Here is a 20,276-nt window from a genome sequence, read left to right on the forward strand (position 1 = left end):
CACATCAGCATGTGCGTTGACTCCGGCATCAGCGAGACGAAATCCCAGAACGTGTCGTGGGCGCTGGCCGCCTGCGGCATCTGGTGATGCGGCTCGGGCTTGACCGCATGCACCAGGTCGGGAAACTTGATCGCGTCCTGGATGAAGAAGACCGGCATGTTGTTGCCGACCAGGTCCCAGTTGCCTTCGTCGGTGTAGAACTTGACCGCGAAGCCGCGCACATCGCGCGCCGTGTCCTTGGAGCCCCTTTCGCCCGCAACGGTGGAGAACCGCACGAACACCGGCGTGACCTTGCCAGCTTCCTTGAAGGGCGCGGCCTTGGTGTATCGCGTGAGCGGCTCGTAGCATTCGAAGAAGCCGTGTGCGCCGGAGCCCCGCGCATGAACGATGCGCTCGGGAATTCGCTCGTGGTCGAAGTGCGTGATCTTCTCTCGCAGGATGAAGTCCTCGAGCAAGGCCGGGCCCCGCGCGCCTGCCTTGAGCGAGTTCTGGTTGTCGGCGATCGGAACGCCCTGGTTGGTGGTCAGTTGCTGTCCACCGGCGTCCACGCGAACGCGATCGAGGGTGTCGATCGTGGCGTTGACGCCTTCCAACGCGACAGTGCCGGTCTTGCCGGAGAAGTTCCGTTCGGACAACGTGCTGCCGGTAGGCAATCTCGAAGGCGGGCTCACTCTGGCGCCGACGGGCGGCGTCGGTGCGTTTGCTTCACCATATTCCAGGGACTTGTTCGGATTGGCCGGCATGCCGTCGGCGAGAGCCTGGGTGTCGATCGCCCTCTGGGCTGGCGGATCGCCCTTGCCCGCAGCGGGCGGAGCGGGCGTGGCAGGACCGCTGTCGGTGTTTCGTGCCGCGGCGCGCGCGGCGTCGAGTTCGGCTGAGGGGGAGGGAAGTTTTTTGGCCATGGCGGTCTCGTTCAATGAGAGCGCGAGCCTAGGCGCCGTCAAATCCCGTTCCCGTAGGAGAGCGCCGCATCACCGGGTCCTGCGTGGCGGCGGGACACGTATTCCGGGATCGGTCACCACAGCGCGCGCCGACCGGGCAACCCTTTCAAGAAACCGGCCGGCCGCTTGCGGCAAGGCCCTTGCCGCAAACGGCCTGTCCCTACTCCAGCCGCGGCTCCGCCCGCTCCTCGCCCACCGGCGAGGCCGCCTCCGCGATCGCCAGCAGTGCCGTGGCGGTGCGTTCGGCCGCCCCGCGGTTGGCGTTGGCGAAGGCCAGCGCGGCCTGCGACATCGCCTCGCGGCGCTCGGGGTTCTCGGTCAGCTTGAGCGCCGCCGTCACGGCGTGCTCCATGTCCGGCACCCGCTGCGAGGCACCGGCCGCCAGCGACAGCTCGGCCGCCTCCGCGAAGTTGAAGGTCGACGGACCCATGATCACGGGGCAGCCGCAGGCCGCGGCCTCGATCAGGTTCTGGCCGCCCAGCGCCTCGAAGCTGCCGCCAAGCAACGCGACATCGGCCAGGCCGTAGTAGAGCGCCATCTCGCCCAGCGAATCGCCGAGCCAGATCTCGGACTCGGCCGGAGCGCCGGCGGCGCTGCGCCGCGCCACCGCGAAGCCATGCGACTCGACCAGCGCCGCGACTTCGTCGAAGCGCTGCGGGTGCCGCGGCACGATCATCCACTGCACGTCGTGCACGCGGCGGGCGATCGAACGGACGGCCTCCTGCTCGGGCGGCACCGGCGCCAGCGCGCCGAAGCGCTTGAGCACCTCGAGCAGCTGCCGTTCCTCGCCATCGCGCGAGCTTGCGAAGACCACGATCGGCTTGGGCAGCTGCCCGCGAAGCTTGGCCGCTGCGGCGAGCTGCCGCATGTCCGGCGTGGCGTCGAACTTGAGGTTGCCGTAGACGCCCGCGACCTTGGCGCCCAGCGACACCAGCCGATGCGAATCGGCCTCGGTCTGGGCCCACACGGCGGCCAGCGCCGAGTAAGCGGGCCGCGCCAGCCAGGCGAGCCGCTCGGCCCCGGCCAGCGACTTCTCGTTGAGCCGCGCATTGGCCAGCACCAGCGGAATGCCGCGTTCGGTGCAGGCGGCGGTCATCTCGGGCCAGACCTCGGTTTCCATCAGCACGCCGATGCGCGGCCGGAAGCGATCGAGAAATCGGGCCACGGCGCCCGGCGAATCCCAGGGCTGCCAGACCTGCAGGTCGCCGGGCTGCAGCAGCTTGGCGCCCTCCTCGCGACCGGTGGCGGTGCCGTTGGTGAGCAGGATCGGAATGCCCGGGTACTGCCGGCGCAGTTCCTCGATCAGGATGCCGGCGGCCCGCGCCTCGCCCAGCGACACCGCATGGATCCAGCACCAGCCGGTGCCGACGGCCTCGGCGTCGTAGTGGCCGAAGCGCTCCTCGACGGCGTGCGCGTAGCCGGGCTCGGCCGCGGCGCGGCGCCGCAGCTTGCGCCGCACCAGCGGCTGGGCCAGGGTGGTGAAGGCGCCGTAGAGGCGCAGCAGCAGCGAACGCACGCTCGGGCCGGCCTCAGTGCGCGGCCTCGGCCAGCTTCGCGTCGGGCTTGACGCTGCGCAGCAGCGCCAGCATCTCGCCCTCGATGCGGTGCAGCGCGGCCTCGGTCTGGCCCTCGAAACGCAGCACCAGCACCGGCGTCGTGTTCGATGCCCGGACCAGGCCGAAGCCGTCGGGCCAGTCGACCCGCACGCCGTCGATGGTCGAGACCTGCGCCGGCGGCGCGAACTTCGCGCTCTCGACCAGCTTGGCGACCACCGCATGCGGCTCGCCCTCGGCGCAGGCAACGTTGAGCTCGGGCGTCGAGAAGCTGGTCGGCAGCGCGTTGAGCACGTCGCTCGCGTTCGGGCTCTTGCTCAGGATCTCGAGCAGCCGGCAGCCGGCATAGGTGCCGTCGTCGAAGCCGAACCAGCGCTCCTTGAAGAAGATGTGGCCGCTCATCTCGCCGCCCAGCGGCGAATCGATCTCCTTCATCTTGGCCTTGATCAGCGAATGGCCGGTCTTGTAGATCAGCGGCTGGCCGCCCGCGGCGGCGATCGCCGGGCCCAGGCGCTGCGAGCACTTGACGTCGTAGACGATGGTGCCGCCCGGCACCCGCGACAGCACGTCCTGCGCGAACAGCATCATCTGGCGGTCGGGGTAGATGTTGCTGCCGTCCTTGGTGACGATGCCCAGGCGGTCGCCGTCGCCGTCGAAGGCCAGGCCGAGTTCGGCGTCACCGGCCTTCAGCGCGGCAATCAGGTCCCTGAGGTTCTCGGGCTTGCTCGGGTCGGGATGGTGGTTGGGGAAATTGCCGTCGACTTCGCTGAACAGCTCGGTGACCTCGCAGCCGATGGCACGCAGGATCGCCGGTGCCGACGCGCCGGCGATGCCGTTGCCCGAATCGACCACGATCTTCAGCGGCCGCGCGAGCTTGATGTCGCCCACGATGCGCCGGGTGTAGGCCTCGGTGACGTCGACCTTGCGCACGCTGCCGCCATCGGCCAATGCCGCGCTGCCCGCCTCCATGACCTGGCGCAGGCCCTGGATCTCGTCGCCGTAGATGGCGCGGCCGGCCAGGACCATCTTGAAGCCGTTGTAGTCCTTCGGGTTGTGGCTGCCGGTCACCTGGATGCCGCTGCGGCACAGCGTATGGGCCGCGAAATAGAGCATCGGCGTGGTCACCGCACCGACATCGATGACTTCGATGCCCGTGGCGACCAGGCCGCGGATCAGTGCCTGGGCCAGCGCCGGGCCCGACAGGCGTCCGTCCCGCCCCACCGCCACCGTCGTCTCGCCGGCCGCGCGCGCCGCACTGCCGAAGGCCCTGCCGAGGGCCTCGGCGACTTCCGCGTCGAGCGTGGCGGGCACGACGCCGCGGATGTCATAGGCCTTGAAGATCGACGCACTGAGCTGCATGAAGGATATCCCCTGAAAGTTCCTAAAACGTCGAACATTGTAGGCATGGCCCCAGCGAGCCAGATGTCCGGAAACGGCTACTCTTGCTCAAAGCGCAGCCCTATCATCTCCGCATGCCAGCCGCCCCCGCCCCTTCCGCCGGACTCGAAAGCGATGCCTGCTACCTGGCCATGAAGGCGCACGATGCACGCTTCGACGGGTCTTTCTTCACCGGCGTGACCTCGACCGGCATCTATTGCCGGCCGGTCTGCCGGGTCAAGCTGCCGCGGCGCGAGAACTGCTGTTTCTTCAGGCATGCCGCGCAGGCCGAGGCGGCCGGCTTCAGGCCCTGCCTGCGCTGCCGTCCCGAGCTGGCGCCGCGGGCCGCGAGCTGGTCGACCGAGGACGCCTCGCGCATCCTGGCGCTGCAGGCCGCGCGCCTGATCGACGAGCCCGACGCCTGGAGCGACGACGGACCGGGCGCCGCGCGCATCGCGGCCCGGCTCGGCGTCAGCGATCGCCACCTGCGCCGCATCTTCGAGACCCAGTTCGGCGTCTCGCCGCTGCAATACCTGCAGACCCGCCGCCTGCTGGCCGCCAAGCAGCTGATCGCCGACACCCGCCTGCCGATGACGCAGGTGGCGATGTCCAGCGGCTTTGCCAGCGTGCGCCGCTTCAACGCCGCCTTCGTCGCCCACTACGGCCTGAACCCGAGCGCCCTGCGCCGCGCCGGCGCCGCCAGCGCCGGGCGCGAAGGCGATTCGGTCAGCGTGCGGCTCGGCTACCGGCCGCCCTGCGACAGCGAGGCGATGCTCGGCTTTTTCGGCCGCCGGGCGTTGCGCGGCGTCGAGCAGATGACCGAGCGCGCCGGCCAGTCCCAGTTCGCGCGGACCCTGCGCGTCGCCCAGGCCGGCCGCAGCCACGCGGGCTGGCTTCAGCTGCGCTTCGACCCCGCGCGCGAGCAGGTCCTGCTGCAGGTCGGCGAGTCGCTCGCCGCGGTGCTGCCGACGGTCATCAGCCGGGTCCGAGCGCTGTTCGACCTCGATGCCGAGCCGATGGTGATCAACAGCGTGCTGCACGCCAGCTTTCCCGACGGCGACGGACTGCGCGTCCCCGGCACGGTCGATGGCTTCGAACTCGCGGTGCGCGCGGTGCTGGGCCAGCAGATCACCGTGGCTGCCGCGCGCACGCTGGGCTCGCGCCTGGTCGAGGCCTTCGGCGAGCCGATCGCGACGCCGATCGACGGCCTCGACCGCCTGTTCCCCACGGCGGCGGCCATCGCCGGCGCCAGCGGCGACGCACTCGGCCGGCTCGGCATCGTGCGCCAGCGGCAGGCCGCGCTGCTCGCGCTGGCGCAAGAGATGCTCGCCGGCCGGCTCACGCTCCACGCCGGCGCCGACGTGCCGACCACGCTGGCGGCGCTGCAGGCGCTGCCGGGCATCGGCGACTGGACCGCGCAATACATCGCGATGCGGGCGCTGCGCTGGCCCGATGCCTTCCCGGCCGGCGACGTGGCGCTGCAGAAAGCCCTCGGCGTCGGCTCGGCGCGCGCCGCGGCCGACGCCTCGCAGGCCTGGCGGCCGTGGCGCGGCTATGCCGTGCTGCGCGCCTGGCACCGCCCCACGTCCGCCCCGAAAGCCGCTGCGCCCGCCGAAGAACCCCGAACCCGCACCGGCGCCATCGCCTGACTGCCATGAAGTTCAAGACCTCGACCCTCTTCACTACCCACATCGACAGCCCGCTCGGCGGCATCACGCTGGCGGCCACCGACCAGGGCCTGGCCGGCGCCTGGTTCGATCACCAGCGCCACTGGCCCGACACCCGCGGCTGGGTGACCGACGATGCCCACCCGGTGCTGCGCCAGGCCGCGGCCCAGCTCGACGACTATTTCGCCGGCCGCCGCGACAGTTTCGAGTTGCCGCTGGACCTGTCGCACGGCACCGCCTTCCAGCAGTCGGTATGGCAGGCGCTGCGCGCGATCCCGGCCGGCCAGACCACCAGCTATGGCGCGCTGAGCGCCGGCGTCGGCAAGCCGGCCGCGGTGCGCGCGGTCGGCGCGGCGGTCGGGCGCAACCCGATCAGCGTCATCGTGCCCTGTCACCGGGTGCTCGGCGCCGACGGTTCGCTCACCGGCTATGCTGGCGGGCTCGAGCGCAAGACCGCGCTGCTGGAACTGGAAGGGGCTCTGTGAGCGAAGGCGAATGCACGGCAGGCGGAACGACCGCGGCGACTCCCACGATCAGCCAGACCACCAGCCCCCCGACCGCGAGCCGTGCCTGGCTGGTCGACCTGCTGCTGCTCGGCGCGCTGTGGGGCGCATCGTTCCTGTTCATGCGCATCGGCGCGGCCGAGTTCGGCGCGCTGCCGACCGCCGCGGTGCGGGTCGGGATCGCGATGCTGTGCCTGCTGCCGCTGATGTTCCTGCGCGGCCAATGGCCGGCCTTCAAGCAGCACTGGAAGCCCGCGCTCGGCATCGGCGTCCTCAATTCCGGCCTGCCCTTCGCCTTCTTCGCCTTCGGGCTGCTGACCCTCAACAGCGGGCTGGCGGCGGTCATCAACGCCACGGTGCCGATGTTCGGCGCGCTGGTCGCCTGGGGCTGGTTCAAGGACCGGCCCGACGGCTCGCGCATCCTCGGCCTGGTGATCGGCTTCGCCGGGGTGGCGATGCTGGCCGGCCGCACCGCCGGCTTCCATTCCGGCGCCGACGAGGGCGCCGCGCGCTGGGCCATCGCGGCCTGCCTCGCGGCCTGCATCTGCTATGCCTTCTCGGCCAGCCTGACGCGCAAGTACCTGACCGGCGTGCCGGTGATGGCGACCGCTGCGGGCAGCCAGGTCGGCGCCACCCTGGCGCTGGTGCTGCCCGCAGTCTGGCTGTGGCCGGCGCAGATGCCGAGCCTCAAGGCCTGGCTGGCGCTGGTGGCGGTCGGCACCGCCTGCACCGGCCTGGCCTACGTCCTGTTCTTCCGCCTGATCGAGCGGGCCGGCCCGGCACGCGCCCTGACCGTGACCTTCCTGGTGCCGGTGTTCGCGCTGTTCTACGGCGCGGTGTTCCTGGGCGAGCGGATCACGCAGTGGATGCTGGTCTGCGCGCTGGTGATCGTCTGCGGCGTCGCGCTATCGACCGGACTGGTCAAGCTGGGCCGTCGCCGCGTGGCCGCCGGTTGACGCGGCGTCACCCCGCGCCGGCCTGCATCGACGAGGCCACGACGTTGATGGACAGCGCCAGCACCAGCATGTTGAAGCCGAACGACAGCACGCCGTGCACCAGCGTGATGCGGCGCATCTCGTGCGAGGTCACCTGCACGTCCGACACCTGCGAGGTCATGCCGACCACGAAGGAGTGATAGAGGAAGTCGAAATAGTCGGGGGGCAGCTTGCCCGGGAACTTGAGGCCCGGCCCCTGCGGCTTCGGCGCGAGTTCCGCCTGGTAGTAGCGGTGCGCGTAGTGAAAGGCGTAGATCGTATGGATCATCAGCCACGAGCCGGTCAGCGCCACCAGGCCCAGCGCGATATGTCCGATGCGCTGGGCGCCGCTCAGCTGCGGCACGCTCTGCAGCAGCATGGCGATCACCACCATGCTGACGCCGATCACGCTCACCATGATGGCCAGGATCAGGGCGCTGGGCTGGTCCTGCGCCTGGGCCCGCGCGCGGGTGCGATCGGGGTCGCAGGTCTCGGCCAGCCACCAGGCGGGCAGCAGGTAGGCCGCGGCCCCGACGCACCAGCCCAGCAGCCCCCGCGCGACGCCATCGATCGGCTTCGGCAGCAGGCCGAGCCCGAAGCCGACCGCCACGCCCACCGCGGCGCCGCACAGCAGCCGCAGCCACCCTGGCATCTGAAGGTATCGCCATTGCATGCACCGACTGTAGCGGCTCAACTGATCCCATCGATTGGCGTCGCACTGAGCCTGTTCTTTTGGGCGCCGATCGCCGACAGTCGGGGGCTGAGAATCAAAGCGCCACGCATGAAAATCCCCCGCCTCCTGCAAAGCCTGCTGCTTGCCGCCTGGAGCCTGGCGGCATCCGCCGCCACGCCCCCGATGCAGGTTCCCGACACCATCGCCCAGCGGGCCGCGGCCTGCATCGCCTGCCACGGCCGCGAGGGCGCCAGCGCCGACGGCTATTTCCCGCGCCTGTCGGGCAAGCCCGAGGTCTACCTGTTCAACCAGCTGCGCAGCTTTCGGGACGGCCGCCGTTTCAACACCGACATGACGCACATGGTGCAGCACCTGTCGGACGCCTACCTGCGCGAGCTCGCGGCCTACTTCGCCGGGCTCGACCTGCCCTACCCGCCGACGCCGGCCGCGACCGACGCCACCCCCGCGATGCTGGCGCGCGGGCTGGCGCTGGCCTACCAGGGCGACGCGACGCGCGGCATCCCGGCCTGCGCGCAATGCCACGGCCAGGCGCTGACCGGCGTCCTGCCGGGCATCCCCGGCCTGCTCGGCCTGCCGCGCCTTTATCTTTCGTCCCAGCTCGGCGCCTGGCTCACCAACGACCGCCACGCGCTGGCGCCCGATTGCATGGCCGAGGTCGGCAGGAAACTCACGACCGCCGACATCAATGCCGTGACCAGTTGGCTGGCGCTGCAGCCGGTGCCGGCCGACAGCCATCCGGCGGCCACCCTCCCGGGCCCCCTGCCGATCCCTTGCAGCGCCCTGGACCGATGAAGCCCGCCATGCGACGTCTCCTCATCCTGCTGGCCGTCCTGGCGAGCCTCGCCCTGCTGTGCGTGGTGGCCGTGGTGGCACTCAACACGCGCGGCGAGGATCCGCTGCCCGCCGATATGGCCGCCGCCCCGGTCACGCCAAGCGCGGCGCAGGTCGAGCGCGGCCGCTACCTGGCCCTGGCCGGCAACTGCGCCGGCTGCCACACGACCCGCGGCGGCGCCGCCTATGCCGGCGGGGTCGGCATCGAGACGCCGTTCGGCACGGTGTTCTCGAGCAATCTCACGCCCGACCCCCAGGCCGGCATCGGCAGCTGGAATGCCGCGCACTTCTGGCGCGCGATGCACAACGGCCGCTCGAAGGACGGGCGCCTGCTCTACCCCGCCTTCCCCTACCCGAACTTCACGCGGGTGACGCGGGAGGATTCAGACGCCCTCTTCGCCTACCTCCGAAGCGTCGCGCCCGCCCCGACGCCCAACCTGGCGCACCAGCTGCGATTCCCCTACGACACCCAGGCCGCGCTGGCGGTCTGGCGGGCGCTGTCCTTCACGCCGGGCGGCTTCGTCGCCGATCCGGCGCGGCCGGCCGAATGGAACCGCGGCGCCTACCTGGTCGAGGGCCTGGGCCATTGCATCGCCTGCCACGGCACGCGCAACGTGCTCGGCGCCACCGAAGAAAAGCTCGGCCTCTCGGGCGGGCTGATCCCGGTCGAGAACTGGTATGCGCCCTCGCTCACCTCGAAGCGCGAAGCCGGCGTCGCCGACTGGGACCCGCGCGACATCGTGGCGCTGCTCAAGACCGGGACCTCGGCGCGCGGCTCGGTCATGGGGCCGATGGCCGACGTGGTCTTCCGCAGCACCCAGTACCTCGACGAAGCGGATCTGCACGCGATGGCCGTCTACCTGAAGGCGCTGCCGGCGTCGGAGGCGGCAACGGCGGGCGGGGCGCCGATCCGCCGCGACGCCCGCGTGATGGAACGCGGCGGCAAGATCTACGACCAGCGCTGCGCCTACTGCCACGGCGACGTCGGCCAGGGTGCCCTGGGCGCCTATCCCCCGCTGGCCGGCAACCGGGCCGTGCTCATGGCATCGACCGCCAACCTGATCCAGGTGGTGCGCCACGGCGGCTTCCTGCCGGCCACCGCGGGCAACCCGCGCCCCTACGGCATGCCGCCCTTCAACCAGGCGCTGGACGACGACGAGGTCGCCGCGGTGCTGACCTTCGTGCGCGGCTCGTGGGGCAACGACGCGCCGGCGGTCGGCGGGCGCGAAATGCTGCGCCGCTGAACCCGCTCAGAACGAGCCGGGGGGCGGCAGCTCGCCTCTTTTCTCGGGCTTGCGCAGCTGCGTGAGCTTCCAGCGCGTGGCGCCGACCAGCCTGCCGATCGGCGCCTTGATCGCATCGACCCGCGGCGACTCTCCGGGATAGCTCGGCGACAGCCCACACTTGCGCAGCAGGCGGTTGACCTGGTGCAGGCGCGCCGTCCGGCGCGTGACCGAGGTATAGAAGTTGACGCCGACCGAAACCGCAACGCCCTCCCCGGCCTCGGCCCAGCCGGGATCGGTGCGCGTCATGTGTGGCGACGTGCTCGGGAAGTAGACGCCGTCGCCCGGCCGGGTCTCGAACTCGTGGCTGCGCTCGGTGAAGCCGTCCTTCAGGCGAACGTCCCGCGCCACGTGGGCGACGATGTAGTCCTCCACCGTCTTGGCCGGCACCACCACGCGGTCGGTGCGGTCCCAGACGTTCATCACCTTGCGTCCCCGCAGCATCAGCCAGAAATTGTTCTCGCGGTCGATGTGGAAGGGCACCACCGAAGGCGGCGCCGAGATGAAGATGAAGCCGGTCACCAGGAACATGCCGGGCTGCTCCCGGTCGATGACCGATTGCACATTGCCCAGGATGTTCTCGAGCAGGGCCTTGTAGCGCGGAATCACCTCGACGTTGTAGAGCGCGATCCAGGAGCCCGGCTCCTCAATGCGCCGGAAAACCTCGGCGATGCTGCGCCCCTCAGGATGCTCCGGCGCATGCGCGAAGGCCGAAGATTGCTTGATGCCCGGCCTGATGAAGCGGCACTGCTTCAGCGGCATCAACTCCTCGGCCAGCGCCTCGAGTTCGGGGAGTTGGAACAGCGGATGGTGGTGGTAGGTGTGATGCAGCCTGCCAACCTTGCTGGTGGTGAAGCCGGCCGGATCGTCCACCCACAGGCGGCAATCGGTCGTCAGGTTGGCCATCTTGTCGATGTCGCTTGCGCCCATGGGGAAACCTCCGGATCGAGACGCAAGCAGGATACGTCCTGTAACTAAAACCTACTAGTTTCTGTTTGGACTACGCCAAAAGGCAGATATCCGCACGCCAGTCGCTTGACCCTCCCATCATGGTAAGGTTGACACTTCCTTTCATTCCGCGAAGGCGGCTTGTGAAGGACAGGATTTCCGAATGAACACCACCCTGGCGATGCCGGCCGCCGCGACCGGCCTGCAGGCATGGTCGCTGCCGATCGAGGGCATGAGCTGCGCATCCTGCGTGGCACGGGTCGAGAAGGCGCTGGGCGCCGTGACCGGCGTCACCGAGGCCAGCGTCAACCTGGCGACCGAGGAGGCGAGCGTGCACACCGACGGCTCGGTGGCGCTCGCCAGCCTGCGTGCCGCCATCGAGAAAGCCGGCTACGGCGTCGGACAGGCGCATCTCGAGGGCGAAGCGCCGACATCCGACGATGGCGGGGACGCGGCCGCGCCGCCGCGCCGCAGCAACGAAGGCTGGCGAGTCGCCACCGCGGCGATCCTGTCGACGCCGCTGGTGCTGCCGATGGCCGGGCTGCTCTTCGGCGGCGACTGGATGCTGCCCGCCTGGATGCAGCTGGTGCTCGCGACACCGGTCCAGTTCTGGCTCGGCGCCCGCTTCTACCGCGCCGGCTGGAAGGCGCTGAAGGCGGGCGCCGGCAACATGGACTTGCTGGTGGCCCTCGGCACCAGCGCCGCCTACGGGCTCAGCATGTACCTGCTCTTCGCCCATGCCGGCCATGGCATGCCGCCGCACCTGTACTTCGAGGCCTCGGCGGTGGTCGTCACCCTGGTCCTGCTCGGCAAGTGGCTCGAGACGCGGGCCAAGCGCCAGACCACCGAGGCGATCCGCGCGCTGCACGCGCTGCGCCCCGAGCACGCCCGCGTGCGGCGCGGCGGCGTCGAGCAGGACGTCGCGCTGGCGCAAGTGCGCATCGACGACCTGGTGGTCATCCGGCCGGGCGAGCGCGTGCCGGTCGACGCCCGGGTGGTCGAAGGCCGGAGCGACGTCGACGAATCGCTGATCACCGGCGAAGGGCTGCCGGTCGCCAAGCAGGTGGACGACCGCGTGACCGGCGGCTCGGTCAACGGCGAAGGTCTGCTGCTGGTGCGAACCACCGCGATCGGCGCCGAGACGACGCTGTCGCGGATCGTCCGGCTGGTCGAGTCGGCGCAGGCGAAGAAGGCGCCGATCCAGCGCCTGGTCGACCGCGTGAGCAGCGTCTTCGTGCCGGTGGTGATCGGCATCGCGCTGCTGACCTTCCTGGCCTGGGGCCTCGGCACCGGCGCGTGGGAAAGCGCCATCCTCAACGCGGTGGCGGTGCTGGTCATCGCCTGTCCTTGCGCGCTCGGGCTGGCGACGCCGACCGCGATCATGGCCGGCACCGGCGTCGCCGCCCGCCATGGCGTGCTGATCAAGGACGCCGAGGCGCTGGAAGTGGCGCACGGGGTCGGCATCGTCGCCTTCGACAAGACCGGCACACTGACCGAGGGCCGGCCCGAGCTCGTGGCCTGCGAGGCGGTCGACGGCAATCGCGATGGCCTGTTGCGGGCCAGCGCGGCACTGCAGTCGGGCAGCGAGCATCCGCTCGCCCGCGCGGTGCTGGCGGCGGCCCGCGAGGCCGGCATCGAACCAGGGCGCGCGAACGCGGTGCGCGCAGTGGCCGGGCGCGGTGTTTCGGCCGAGGTCGGCGGGCGCGAACTGCGGCTGGGCAGCGGCCGCTACATGCGCGAGCTCTCGGTGCCGCTGGGCAGGCTCGGCGAGCGGGCGCAGCAGTTGCAGACCGAAGGGCGGACCGTGTCCTGGCTGGCCGACCTGAGCGACCGCCCCACCCTGGTCGGCCTGCTGGCTTTCGGCGACCAGCCCAAGGCCAGCGCCGCGGCCGCCATCGCGCGGCTGCATGCGCAAGGCATCCGCACCGCGCTGGTGTCGGGCGACAACCGCGGCAGCGCCGAGGCGGTGGCCCGGCTGCTGAAGATCGACACGGTGCGCGCCGAGGTGCTGCCGGAGGACAAGGCCGCCATCATCGGACAGCTGAAGGCCGACGGCACGCGCGTCGCCATGGTGGGCGACGGCATCAACGACGCGCCGGCACTGGCCGCGGCCGACGTCGGCATCGCGATGTCGACCGGCACCGATGTCGCGATGCACGCCGCCGGCATCACGCTGATGCGCGGCGACCCGGCGCTGGTCGCCGATGCGATCGACATCTCGCGCCGCACCTACGCCAAGATCCGCCAGAACCTGTTCTGGGCCTTCGCCTACAACGTGGTCGGCATTCCGTTGGCGGCCTTCGGGCTGCTGAACCCGGTCATCGCCGGCGCCGCGATGGCCTTCAGCAGCGTCAGCGTGGTCGGCAATGCGCTGCTGCTGCGGCGCTGGAAAGGACAGGTCCGGTAGCCATGGAACCCTTCAACATCGGCGAGGCGGCGGCCCGCTCGGGGGTGTCGGCCAAGATGGTGCGGCACTACGAGTCGCTCGGCCTGCTGCCCGACGTGGCCCGCACCGACGCCGGCTACCGGCAGTACACCGACAGCAACGTGCACACGCTGCGCTTCATCCGGCGGGCGCGCGACCTGGGCTTCAGCATGGGCGAGATCGCCGAGCTGCTGAAGCTGTGGCAGAACAAGGGCCGCGCCAGCGCCGACGTCAAGCGCATCGCGCTCGACCATGCGGCCGACCTGCACCGGCGGATCGAGGAGATGACGGCGATGAAGCGGACGCTGGAGCGCCTGGCGGACTGCTGCCATGGCGACCATCGGCCCGACTGCCCGATCCTCGACGAACTGGGCGCTAGCGGTTCTCGTAGCGATTGAGGTCGAGCACGCCCGCCTGCAGCGGCTGGTCGCGCCGGTAGCGCTCGACCAGCCCATCGCTGACGGTCCAGAAGCCGGGGTTGGTGCGCCGCACCGCGAAGCGCTCGGCGAAGGCCGCATAGTCCGCCTCGGACTTCAGGCCGCGGATCGCCTCGGCCATGGCCGGCAGCTGCGCCGGGCTGGCGCGCAGGAACACGTTCGGATAGGCGCCGATCACGCCGGGCACCAGCGTCAATGCGTTCTCGTCGGGACGAAGCTCCTTGCGCTCGCCGAGCAGGTGCGACACGCTTGCATGCCCGGTGTCGCGCAGCAGGCTGAAGGTGGCCGGCGCGCCGCCGGGCGCCTCGACCACCAGTGCGGCATCCTCCGGCAGCCATTGCAGCGACGCGCCGCGCACCGCGCCGAGTTCCTGCAGCGGCGCCCGCCAGTCCGGCGGCGCGCGGTCGAGCTCGAAGCCCCGGTCCAGCACCGGCGCCAGCCGCGCCTTGATCATGCCGAGCAGTTCGAGCCGGGCATCGGCGCTCTGGTAGCGGATGCCGGTGTCGAGCGCCAGCGTGGTCGACGGCCCGCCATAGACCTGCTCGCGCGTGGCCTCGCTGTCGGCGCGGTACCAGAGGTCGCGGGTCGCGATGCGCTGTGCCTGCGGCAGCAGGACCAGGAAATTGAACTCGCCCTCCATCCGCAGGAAATCCATGTAGAGACGCGAGTTGAGCTGGTGCCCGACGTTGCCGAAGACGTCGTAGTCGGCGACCAGCAGATAGTGGATGCGTTCGAGCAGCGGATAGCCGATGACCCAGGCGGTCTTCGGCGCCTCGCCGACCAGCCCCTTGACCACGCTGGCGCTGTCGAAGTGCCGGAACACGGTGAGCGCGGCGTTGCCGTTGCGGCCATCGCCATCCCACAGCAGGCGCAGGTCGAGGTTCTGCGGGCTGCCCAGGCTGCGGGCCAGGAACGCCGACTTGGCGCGCAGGTACTCGTTCTCGAGCCGCGCATAGTGCAGCCACGGCGTGACCACCTCTTCGGTGCTGCGGCCGGTCGGCAGCCGCAGCAGGTTGGCGTCGCGCGTGAGCAGGTCCGCCTGTGCCTTGTCGTTGCCCTCCGAGGGCGCGAGGAAGGTCACCCAGAAGCGATCCTCGATCACATCGAGCGCCATCTGGCCGCGGCACACCGGACCCTTGATGAACCCCATGATCGTGAACTCCGCCTCGTCGAGCATGAAGCGGTAGCGCGCGTTCACCGGCAGCGCGGCGAAGGTCGCAAAGGGATTGGCCGCGGTGTCGGCGCTGTAGCCCGGCAGCCGATCGACCGTGTAGGGCACGTCGAGGAACAGCGAGCGCCAGCGGGCCATGCGCGCCGCCCCGAGCGCGTAGGGCATGTGGGTCTTGGCGACGATGGTCTCGCGCTCGGGCACGAGGCGGTAGTAGACGCGCTCGACGCCCGGGTCGTCGACCGGGCGTCGGGTCGCGATCAGCTGCACCGGCGCGCCCGGCGGCGTCGCCGATCGCACCAGCTTGAAGTACTGCCGCTGCGGATCGTCGTCGAAGTACAGGTGGGCGAGAAACAGGTGCTCGTAGGCGTAGCGGCTGAACAGCCGCTCCTTCAGCGAATCGCCGTTCAGGAAGCGCTCCCACATCGCGATCCGCTGCCGAGCCGGCGGCGGCAGCGCCGGCGCGCCCTCGAAGGGTGCGCCGCGCTCGATCCAGCGGGTCAGCACGCCCAGCTCGGACGGGCTCAGCCCCGGCAGGCCGAAGGGCATGCCGCCGAGCGGCGTCTTGCGCTCGTAGTCGTCGATCTCGGCGCCCGCCGGGCACATCGCGGCGCGGTCGATCGAGAAATCGAGCCCGCCACCCACCGTGCCGCGGGTCGGCAGCGGGTGTTTTTCCTTCAGCATCAGCAGGCGGTGCATCAGGCCCGCCGTGCGATTGACCTCGGGCGTGGGCGTGTGCTCGTTGAGCACCGGGAAAAAGCCCAGGTCGCGCCACTCGGAGGGCTGCTGCGCATCGACGAAGAGCCGCGTCGGCTGCGCCGCCAGCAGGCGCGAGGCGTCGTACACCGGGGTCTTGCTGGCACCGCGCGCCAGCCCCTCCCAAGCTGTCGCCTTGAGCTGGCAGGGGCCGTCGTAGCAGGCATGGCAGACCACGCAGCGGCGGTCGAGGATCGGCTGCACGGTCTGCGCATACGACTCGCCGGGCGGCGGGGCCAGGGGGTGGTCGAAGCGTTTCGGGTCGGCCGGCCCGTAGAGTTCGTCGAAGCGCTGGAGGGCGACGGTCGTGCAGGCGGCGAGCAGGACGACCAGCAGGATCAGGGACGCGACACGACGCATGCGTTGGCCTTCGGCTTCGATGGTGGATCACGCAATGTACCCGCCGACCTGCCTGCGTGGGCCGCAATGGCTAGGGTTCGCGGGCCTCGATCCAGCGCCGCCACTGGGCCGCGGCGGCGCTGCGCGCGGCGGCGTCGGGGTCGTTCGGGTCGAAGGCGCCGAGCGAGCGCCAGAGCGGGCCCCATTCGTCGACGCCGGGCAGCATGGGGACCACCGCCTGCAGCACCGCGAAGGCGCGCTGGCGGGTCAGCGGCGCAGGCGCATCCAGCAGCGGGGCGATCACCGGCAGCGCATCGGCGCCGCGCGCCATCAGCACGTAGGTGGCGAGCGTGTGCGGGGTCCGCAGTTCGTCGGGATGGTCGTCGAAGGTGCGGGCGAGCGCGTCGAGCGAATCGGGCGTGCCGATCGCGGCCAGCGCCTGGGCGGCGCGACCGCGCACCAGCGGATCGCTGTCGGCGAGCGCGGCGCGCAGGGCGTCGGCGGCCCGCGGGTCGGCGATCTCGGCGAGGCCCTGCGCCGCCTTTTCGCGCACCCGGGCATCGCCGCTTCCAAGCGCGTCGAGCAGCACCGCCGTCGACGCCCGGCCGGCGACCACCAGCGTGGCGAGCGCACGCGCGCGATCGGTCGGGTCGGGCGCATCGAGCCCCCCGAGATCGCCTGCCGCCGCGCTCATGGCCTGTTCGACAGCGCGCGGGGCGCCGCACAGTGGTCCCATCCGTGTCTCATCGACTGGCCTCCTTCGAACGGCATCATCCGCCTGACGGCGCGCCGCAACAACGGTGCGCCGTCGAATTCTCCCGCGCATCGCCGGTGTCCGCGCCCGGAGGTAAATTGCGCTGTTCGCGCAAATCCTTGCGCACGCAACCTGAAAGGCAGACCCGGATGACCCGACCCCACCCGATCGCGGCCTGGACCGCCGGCGCCCTCCTTTCGCTGGCGGCGAGCCTGCATGCCGAACCCGCGCACTGGCGCGGCGACCTGGTCTACTTCGCGGATGCCGCCCTGTTCACCGATTGCGCCAGCGGCCAGCGCTGGCCGCTGGCGATGACGGCGGACGCGGCCGCCCTGCAGCGCAGCTATCTCGCATGGCGCAAGGAGCCCGCGGCCCCGCTGCTGGTCAATTTCGACGGCCGGCTCGAAGTGCGCGAAGCCATGGAAGGACCGGCGCGCGAGCAGATGGTGGTCGAGCGCTTCCGCTCGGTCGAGCCTGGCTACACCTGCGCCAAGCTGGCGGCGGCGCCGACCCAGTGAGCCGCCGCGCCACCCTGTCATTGTTTCTATCGAGCGAACACTGCTGTTCTCTTTGTGCCGTTTCAGCGCCGGTTGCCGGTCGCACAATCGATGCCTACAGAGGCAGCAATGAACACGACATGGAACTTCATCTTGGCCGGGGCAGTGACCCTGGCATCGGCGGCAGGCATCGTCAGCGGTGAGGCCGCGAAAGGCGAGCTTCGCCTGGTCGAGGCCGTGACCGCCGTGGCGGACGCCGCGGCACCCACCACGCCGACCGGCGGCACGACCTCGGTCGCGTCCGCGCAATAGGCAGCGGCCGACAGGGGCGCCGATCGGCCCCTACTCGACCCTGCCGATCCGCTGGACGACCTTGGCCATCGACTGCGCGTCCCGGGTCACGAAGGGCTCGAATTCGGGCGCATCGAGGTACTGAAAGTAGGTCCCGGCGGCTTGCAGCGACTGCGCCGCACGCGCATCGCCGGCGGCGAACTTCGCCGCTTCCCGCAGCCTGGCCACCACGGCATCCGGCGTCGACGCGGGAACGAACACACCGGTCCATTGCGAGTAGCTCACCGGAACCCCCAGTTCCTTGAGGCTGGGCACGTCGGGCAGTGTCGGGATGCGCCCTTCGCCCCACTGCGCCAACGGACGGAGCTTGCCAGCCTGGATGTGGGCCGCCACCGTCGATGGCCCTGTCGCCACCGCATCCACCTGCCCGCCGAGCAGCGCCACCACCGCGGGACCGGCGCCGGTGTAGGGGATGTGCAGCATGGAGGTCTGGGTCGCGGCCTTCATCTGCTCGACCGGCACATGCATGGTGCCGTAGTTCCCGGACGAACCGAAGGTGTAGCGGCCCGGTTTCTGCCGCAGTGCCGCCGTGAATTGCTTGAAGTCCTTCCAGGGGCTGTCGGCCTGGACCACCAGCACCACCGGGTCCGCGGTGAAGCGCGCCACCGGCCGCAACTGCGACAGCTCGAACATCGGCCGCCGCTGGAGGATGGCGTCGGCCTCGGGCAGCACCACGATCGAGGACAGGGCCATCAGCACGGTGTAGCCGTCGGGCCTGGCCTTGGCGACCTGCGCCATGCCGATGCCGCCGCCCGCGCCGGCCTTGTTCTCGATCACGATCGGCTGCTTCAGGTAGCGCCCCATGGCTTCCGCCACCGGCCGCGCCGCGATGTCGGCGGCGCCACCAGGCGGAAAGGGCACGATCATCGTGATCGGTTTGGCGGGATAGGCTTCCTCGGCGCCGGCCGGCGCGGCCGCCAGCAGTGCTGCCGCCGCCAGGGCGAGCAGCCCCCAGGGCTTCTTGGAATCGGTCATCGGTTGTCTCCGTTGTTCTTGGAATCCGCCACTCAGCGGGTGCGCACGCGGTTGTTCAACTCACCCAGTCCGCTGACCGCCACCCGCACCAGGTCGCCGTCCTGCAGGAACTTGGGCGGCGTCTGGCCGATGCCCACCCCGACCGGCGTGCCGGTGGCGATGATGTCGCCCGGCAGCAGCGTCATCGCCCTCGACAAGGTCGCGATCAAGGTCGGGACGTCGAAGATCAGGTCGGTCAGCACGCCGGTCTGGCGCAGTTCGCCGTTCACCCAGGTGCGGACTTCGAGCGATTCGACCGGCGATTCGTCCGCGGTCGAGATCCATGGCCCCAGGGGGCAGAAGGTGTCGAGCGACTTGCCCAGGAACCATTGCGCATGGTTCTTCTGCAGGTCGCGCGCCGTCACGTCGTTGAGGGCGATGAAGCCGAAGACCTTGCCGAGCGCATCGGCCGGGGCGACGTTGCGGCACTCGGCGCCGATCACGACACCGATCTCGCCCTCGTAGTCGACCGACGCCGTGTGGGCCGGATCGAAGCGGATGTCGTCGGTCGGGCCGGCCAGCGAGGTGGTCGCCTTGGTGAAGATCTGCGGGAACGCCGGCACGGCGGCGGCGCCGCTGCTGGTGGCGTTGAAGCCGCTCTTGTCGAACTCCGCCGCATGCTCGGTGTAGTTCTTGCCGACCGCGAAGATGTTGCGCACCGGCACCGAGATCGGCGCCAGAAAGCCGACTTCCGAGAACGAGGCCTCGCCCTCCTTGAGCGCGTCGAGTTCGCTCGCCGTGATGCGGCGCTCTATCACGGCCTGGACCGGATTCGGGTGGTTCGACAAGCTGCCGCCGATGAACGCGACCCTGCTGCTCGCCTCGTCGACCACCACCATCCGCACCCGACCCTGATGGGAAACACGTCCGATTTTCATGACACTCCAATTGGTTGAGTGAGCCGACCCAATTCGGCTCGATTGGTTGATTCTAGAACCAAATTGGTCTTGGATTTTGCCGAACTTTATTGACAAGGCACTCGAATAATTGGGCTTAATTGGTATGATTCGCCGATTCAAGGGAACGACGATGGACCACGCGGCGGTATTGAGGGACGCAATCCTGGGCAAGCTCAAGTCCGGCGAATGGCGCCAGGGGCACCGGATCGACACCGAGCGCCAGCTCAGCGAATCATTCGGGATCGGCCGCTCGACCGTGCGCCGCGTGCTGGCACAGCTCAAGGCGGCCGGACTCATCACCCAGACCGTCGGCAGCGGCACCTACGTCAGCGAAGACTTCGCGCCGGACAGCCTGGGCCACGGTTCGCCCCTTGAAGCGGCCGCGGCGCTGGCGAACGGTTCGGGCTCGGTCAGCCCCGCGGAACTCATGGAGGCCAGGCTCGCCATCGAGCCGAGCATCGTCGAGATGATCATCCGCAACGCCTCCCAGAGCGACTTCGCGAAGATGGCGCATTGCTGCGACATGGCGGAGGCCGCGGACAGCATGGAAGCGTTCGAGCTCTGGGACGGTCAACTGCACGAAACCATCGCGCTGGCCGCCCACAACTCGCTCGTCACCCACATCTTCCGGCTGATCAACCAGGCGCGCGCCCAGGACGACTGGGGTGCGCTCAAGCGCCACAGCCTGACGCCGGAGCGGCGCCGCTCCTACCAGATCGAACACCGCCGGCTGGTCGGTGCGCTGACCGACCGCGACCTGGCGCGGGCCGTGGCCTGCACCCGGGATCACCTGCTGCACGTGCGCCGCAACCTGCTGGGTTCGTAGCGCCCGAGCGCAGGATCACAGCCGATTGCTACCACCGGC

General features: G+C 70.4%; 19 protein-coding genes. 10 read left to right on the forward strand and 9 right to left on the reverse strand.

The window, feature by feature from the left end; all coding sequences use genetic code 11:
- The 3 genes from AC1DF3_RS27700 to AC1DF3_RS27710 form a co-directional block, all read right to left on the reverse strand.
- The coding region (locus tag AC1DF3_RS27700; RefSeq protein WP_478141522.1) for a catalase at nucleotides 1-902 on the reverse strand (902 nt) is incomplete at its 3' end.
- A gap of 199 nt (nucleotides 903-1,101) precedes the next feature.
- Complete coding sequence (locus AC1DF3_RS27705; RefSeq protein ID WP_286536456.1) at nucleotides 1,102-2,457, reverse strand: 3-deoxy-D-manno-octulosonic acid transferase; 1,356 nt, start codon at nucleotides 2,455-2,457, stop codon at nucleotides 1,102-1,104.
- Nucleotides 2,458-2,470: 13 nt separating this feature from the next.
- Nucleotides 2,471-3,853, reverse strand: a complete 1,383-nt coding sequence (locus AC1DF3_RS27710; RefSeq protein WP_286523018.1) for a phosphomannomutase/phosphoglucomutase — start codon at nucleotides 3,851-3,853, stop codon at nucleotides 2,471-2,473.
- A gap of 113 nt (nucleotides 3,854-3,966) precedes the next feature.
- Here AC1DF3_RS27710 and AC1DF3_RS27715 point away from each other — a divergent pair, with 113 nt between their 5' ends.
- The 3 genes from AC1DF3_RS27715 to AC1DF3_RS27725 are packed head-to-tail and all read left to right on the forward strand — an operon-like array spanning nucleotide 3,967 to nucleotide 6,997.
- On the forward strand, nucleotides 3,967-5,520 hold the full coding sequence (locus tag AC1DF3_RS27715; RefSeq protein WP_286536454.1) for a DNA-3-methyladenine glycosylase 2 family protein: 1,554 nt from the start codon (nucleotides 3,967-3,969) through the stop codon (nucleotides 5,518-5,520).
- A 5-nt stretch (nucleotides 5,521-5,525) separates the two neighbouring features.
- A complete protein-coding gene (locus AC1DF3_RS27720; protein ID WP_286536453.1) occupies nucleotides 5,526-6,023 on the forward strand; it encodes a methylated-DNA--[protein]-cysteine S-methyltransferase in 498 nt (165 codons plus the stop codon).
- Nucleotides 6,024-6,070: 47 nt separating this feature from the next.
- Complete coding sequence (locus tag AC1DF3_RS27725; RefSeq protein ID WP_478141549.1) at nucleotides 6,071-6,997, forward strand: DMT family transporter; 927 nt, start codon at nucleotides 6,071-6,073, stop codon at nucleotides 6,995-6,997.
- Between the two features lie 7 nt (nucleotides 6,998-7,004).
- On the opposite strand, the gene AC1DF3_RS27730 is transcribed toward AC1DF3_RS27725, so the two are convergent.
- Nucleotides 7,005-7,688: a DUF1345 domain-containing protein gene (locus tag AC1DF3_RS27730; RefSeq protein WP_286536452.1), complete on the reverse strand. Its 684-nt coding sequence runs from the start codon at nucleotides 7,686-7,688 to the stop codon at nucleotides 7,005-7,007.
- 108 nt (nucleotides 7,689-7,796) lie between these two features.
- Here AC1DF3_RS27730 and AC1DF3_RS27735 point away from each other — a divergent pair, with 108 nt between their 5' ends.
- On the forward strand, nucleotides 7,797-8,501 hold the full coding sequence (locus AC1DF3_RS27735; protein WP_286536451.1) for a c-type cytochrome: 705 nt from the start codon (nucleotides 7,797-7,799) through the stop codon (nucleotides 8,499-8,501).
- Nucleotides 8,502-8,509: 8 nt separating this feature from the next.
- The gene (locus tag AC1DF3_RS27740; protein WP_286536450.1) at nucleotides 8,510-9,784 is read left to right on the forward strand and encodes a c-type cytochrome; all 1,275 of its coding nucleotides are present in this window, start codon (nucleotides 8,510-8,512) and stop codon (nucleotides 9,782-9,784) included.
- 6 nt (nucleotides 9,785-9,790) lie between these two features.
- On the opposite strand, the gene AC1DF3_RS27745 is transcribed toward AC1DF3_RS27740, so the two are convergent.
- Nucleotides 9,791-10,753, reverse strand: coding sequence for a cupin domain-containing protein (locus tag AC1DF3_RS27745; protein ID WP_286536449.1), 963 nt, complete (start codon nucleotides 10,751-10,753; stop codon nucleotides 9,791-9,793).
- 181 nt (nucleotides 10,754-10,934) lie between these two features.
- On the opposite strand from AC1DF3_RS27745, the gene AC1DF3_RS27750 reads away from it, so the two are divergent.
- Entirely contained in the window at nucleotides 10,935-13,178 is a 2,244-nt protein-coding gene (locus AC1DF3_RS27750) for a heavy metal translocating P-type ATPase (RefSeq protein WP_478141523.1), read from the forward strand.
- 2 nt (nucleotides 13,179-13,180) lie between these two features.
- Entirely contained in the window at nucleotides 13,181-13,594 is a 414-nt protein-coding gene (gene cueR, locus AC1DF3_RS27755; protein WP_478141524.1) for a Cu(I)-responsive transcriptional regulator, read from the forward strand.
- Here cueR and AC1DF3_RS27760 read toward each other — a convergent pair.
- Together AC1DF3_RS27760 and AC1DF3_RS27765 are read right to left on the reverse strand one after the other, a co-directional pair.
- A complete protein-coding gene (locus AC1DF3_RS27760) occupies nucleotides 13,572-15,917 on the reverse strand; it encodes a fatty acid cis/trans isomerase (RefSeq protein WP_478141525.1) in 2,346 nt (781 codons plus the stop codon). The genes cueR and AC1DF3_RS27760 overlap by 23 nt on opposite strands.
- Before the next feature lie 70 nt (nucleotides 15,918-15,987).
- A complete protein-coding gene (locus AC1DF3_RS27765; RefSeq protein WP_478141526.1) occupies nucleotides 15,988-16,590 on the reverse strand; it encodes a HEAT repeat domain-containing protein in 603 nt (200 codons plus the stop codon).
- Between the two features lie 209 nt (nucleotides 16,591-16,799).
- On the opposite strand from AC1DF3_RS27765, the gene AC1DF3_RS27770 reads away from it, so the two are divergent.
- Nucleotides 16,800-17,168: a hypothetical protein gene (locus tag AC1DF3_RS27770; protein WP_478141527.1), complete on the forward strand. Its 369-nt coding sequence runs from the start codon at nucleotides 16,800-16,802 to the stop codon at nucleotides 17,166-17,168.
- Between the two features lie 108 nt (nucleotides 17,169-17,276).
- Nucleotides 17,277-17,459, forward strand: coding sequence for a hypothetical protein (locus AC1DF3_RS27775; RefSeq protein ID WP_286536443.1), 183 nt, complete (start codon nucleotides 17,277-17,279; stop codon nucleotides 17,457-17,459).
- A 30-nt stretch (nucleotides 17,460-17,489) separates the two neighbouring features.
- Here AC1DF3_RS27775 and AC1DF3_RS27780 read toward each other — a convergent pair whose 3' ends face one another.
- Complete coding sequence (locus AC1DF3_RS27780; protein ID WP_286536441.1) at nucleotides 17,490-18,473, reverse strand: tripartite tricarboxylate transporter substrate binding protein; 984 nt, start codon at nucleotides 18,471-18,473, stop codon at nucleotides 17,490-17,492.
- Between the two features lie 32 nt (nucleotides 18,474-18,505).
- Complete coding sequence (locus AC1DF3_RS27785) at nucleotides 18,506-19,390, reverse strand: fumarylacetoacetate hydrolase family protein (RefSeq protein WP_478141528.1); 885 nt, start codon at nucleotides 19,388-19,390, stop codon at nucleotides 18,506-18,508.
- Between the two features lie 124 nt (nucleotides 19,391-19,514).
- On the opposite strand from AC1DF3_RS27785, the gene AC1DF3_RS27790 reads away from it, so the two are divergent.
- A complete protein-coding gene (locus tag AC1DF3_RS27790) occupies nucleotides 19,515-20,237 on the forward strand; it encodes a FadR/GntR family transcriptional regulator (RefSeq protein ID WP_478141529.1) in 723 nt (240 codons plus the stop codon).
- Nucleotides 20,238-20,276 lie beyond the last annotated feature (39 nt).

Source organism: Variovorax sp. 10N432, assembly GCF_056394465.1.

What these genes read in the sequence shown, in the direction of transcription:
- AC1DF3_RS27775 (WP_286536443.1), top strand. Translation starts at nt 17,277, where the DNA reads ATGAACACGACATGGAACTTCATCTTGGCCGGGGCAGTGACCCTGGCA.
- AC1DF3_RS27790 (WP_478141529.1), top strand. Translation starts at nt 19,515, where the DNA reads ATGATTCGCCGATTCAAGGGAACGACGATGGACCACGCGGCGGTATTG.
- AC1DF3_RS27720 (WP_286536453.1), top strand. Translation starts at nt 5,526, where the DNA reads ATGAAGTTCAAGACCTCGACCCTCTTCACTACCCACATCGACAGCCCG.
- AC1DF3_RS27785 (WP_478141528.1), bottom strand. Translation starts at nt 19,390, where the DNA reads ATGAAAATCGGACGTGTTTCCCATCAGGGTCGGGTGCGGATGGTGGTG.
- AC1DF3_RS27760 (WP_478141525.1), bottom strand. Translation starts at nt 15,917, where the DNA reads ATGCGTCGTGTCGCGTCCCTGATCCTGCTGGTCGTCCTGCTCGCCGCC.
- AC1DF3_RS27780 (WP_286536441.1), bottom strand. Translation starts at nt 18,473, where the DNA reads ATGACCGATTCCAAGAAGCCCTGGGGGCTGCTCGCCCTGGCGGCGGCA.
- AC1DF3_RS27715 (WP_286536454.1), top strand. Translation starts at nt 3,967, where the DNA reads ATGCCAGCCGCCCCCGCCCCTTCCGCCGGACTCGAAAGCGATGCCTGC.
- AC1DF3_RS27730 (WP_286536452.1), bottom strand. Translation starts at nt 7,688, where the DNA reads ATGCAATGGCGATACCTTCAGATGCCAGGGTGGCTGCGGCTGCTGTGC.
- AC1DF3_RS27750 (WP_478141523.1), top strand. Translation starts at nt 10,935, where the DNA reads ATGAACACCACCCTGGCGATGCCGGCCGCCGCGACCGGCCTGCAGGCA.
- AC1DF3_RS27735 (WP_286536451.1), top strand. Translation starts at nt 7,797, where the DNA reads ATGAAAATCCCCCGCCTCCTGCAAAGCCTGCTGCTTGCCGCCTGGAGC.
- AC1DF3_RS27765 (WP_478141526.1), bottom strand. Translation starts at nt 16,590, where the DNA reads ATGAGCGCGGCGGCAGGCGATCTCGGGGGGCTCGATGCGCCCGACCCG.
- AC1DF3_RS27710 (WP_286523018.1), bottom strand. Translation starts at nt 3,853, where the DNA reads ATGCAGCTCAGTGCGTCGATCTTCAAGGCCTATGACATCCGCGGCGTC.
- AC1DF3_RS27740 (WP_286536450.1), top strand. Translation starts at nt 8,510, where the DNA reads ATGCGACGTCTCCTCATCCTGCTGGCCGTCCTGGCGAGCCTCGCCCTG.
- cueR (WP_478141524.1), top strand. Translation starts at nt 13,181, where the DNA reads ATGGAACCCTTCAACATCGGCGAGGCGGCGGCCCGCTCGGGGGTGTCG.
- AC1DF3_RS27745 (WP_286536449.1), bottom strand. Translation starts at nt 10,753, where the DNA reads ATGGGCGCAAGCGACATCGACAAGATGGCCAACCTGACGACCGATTGC.
- AC1DF3_RS27770 (WP_478141527.1), top strand. Translation starts at nt 16,800, where the DNA reads ATGACCCGACCCCACCCGATCGCGGCCTGGACCGCCGGCGCCCTCCTT.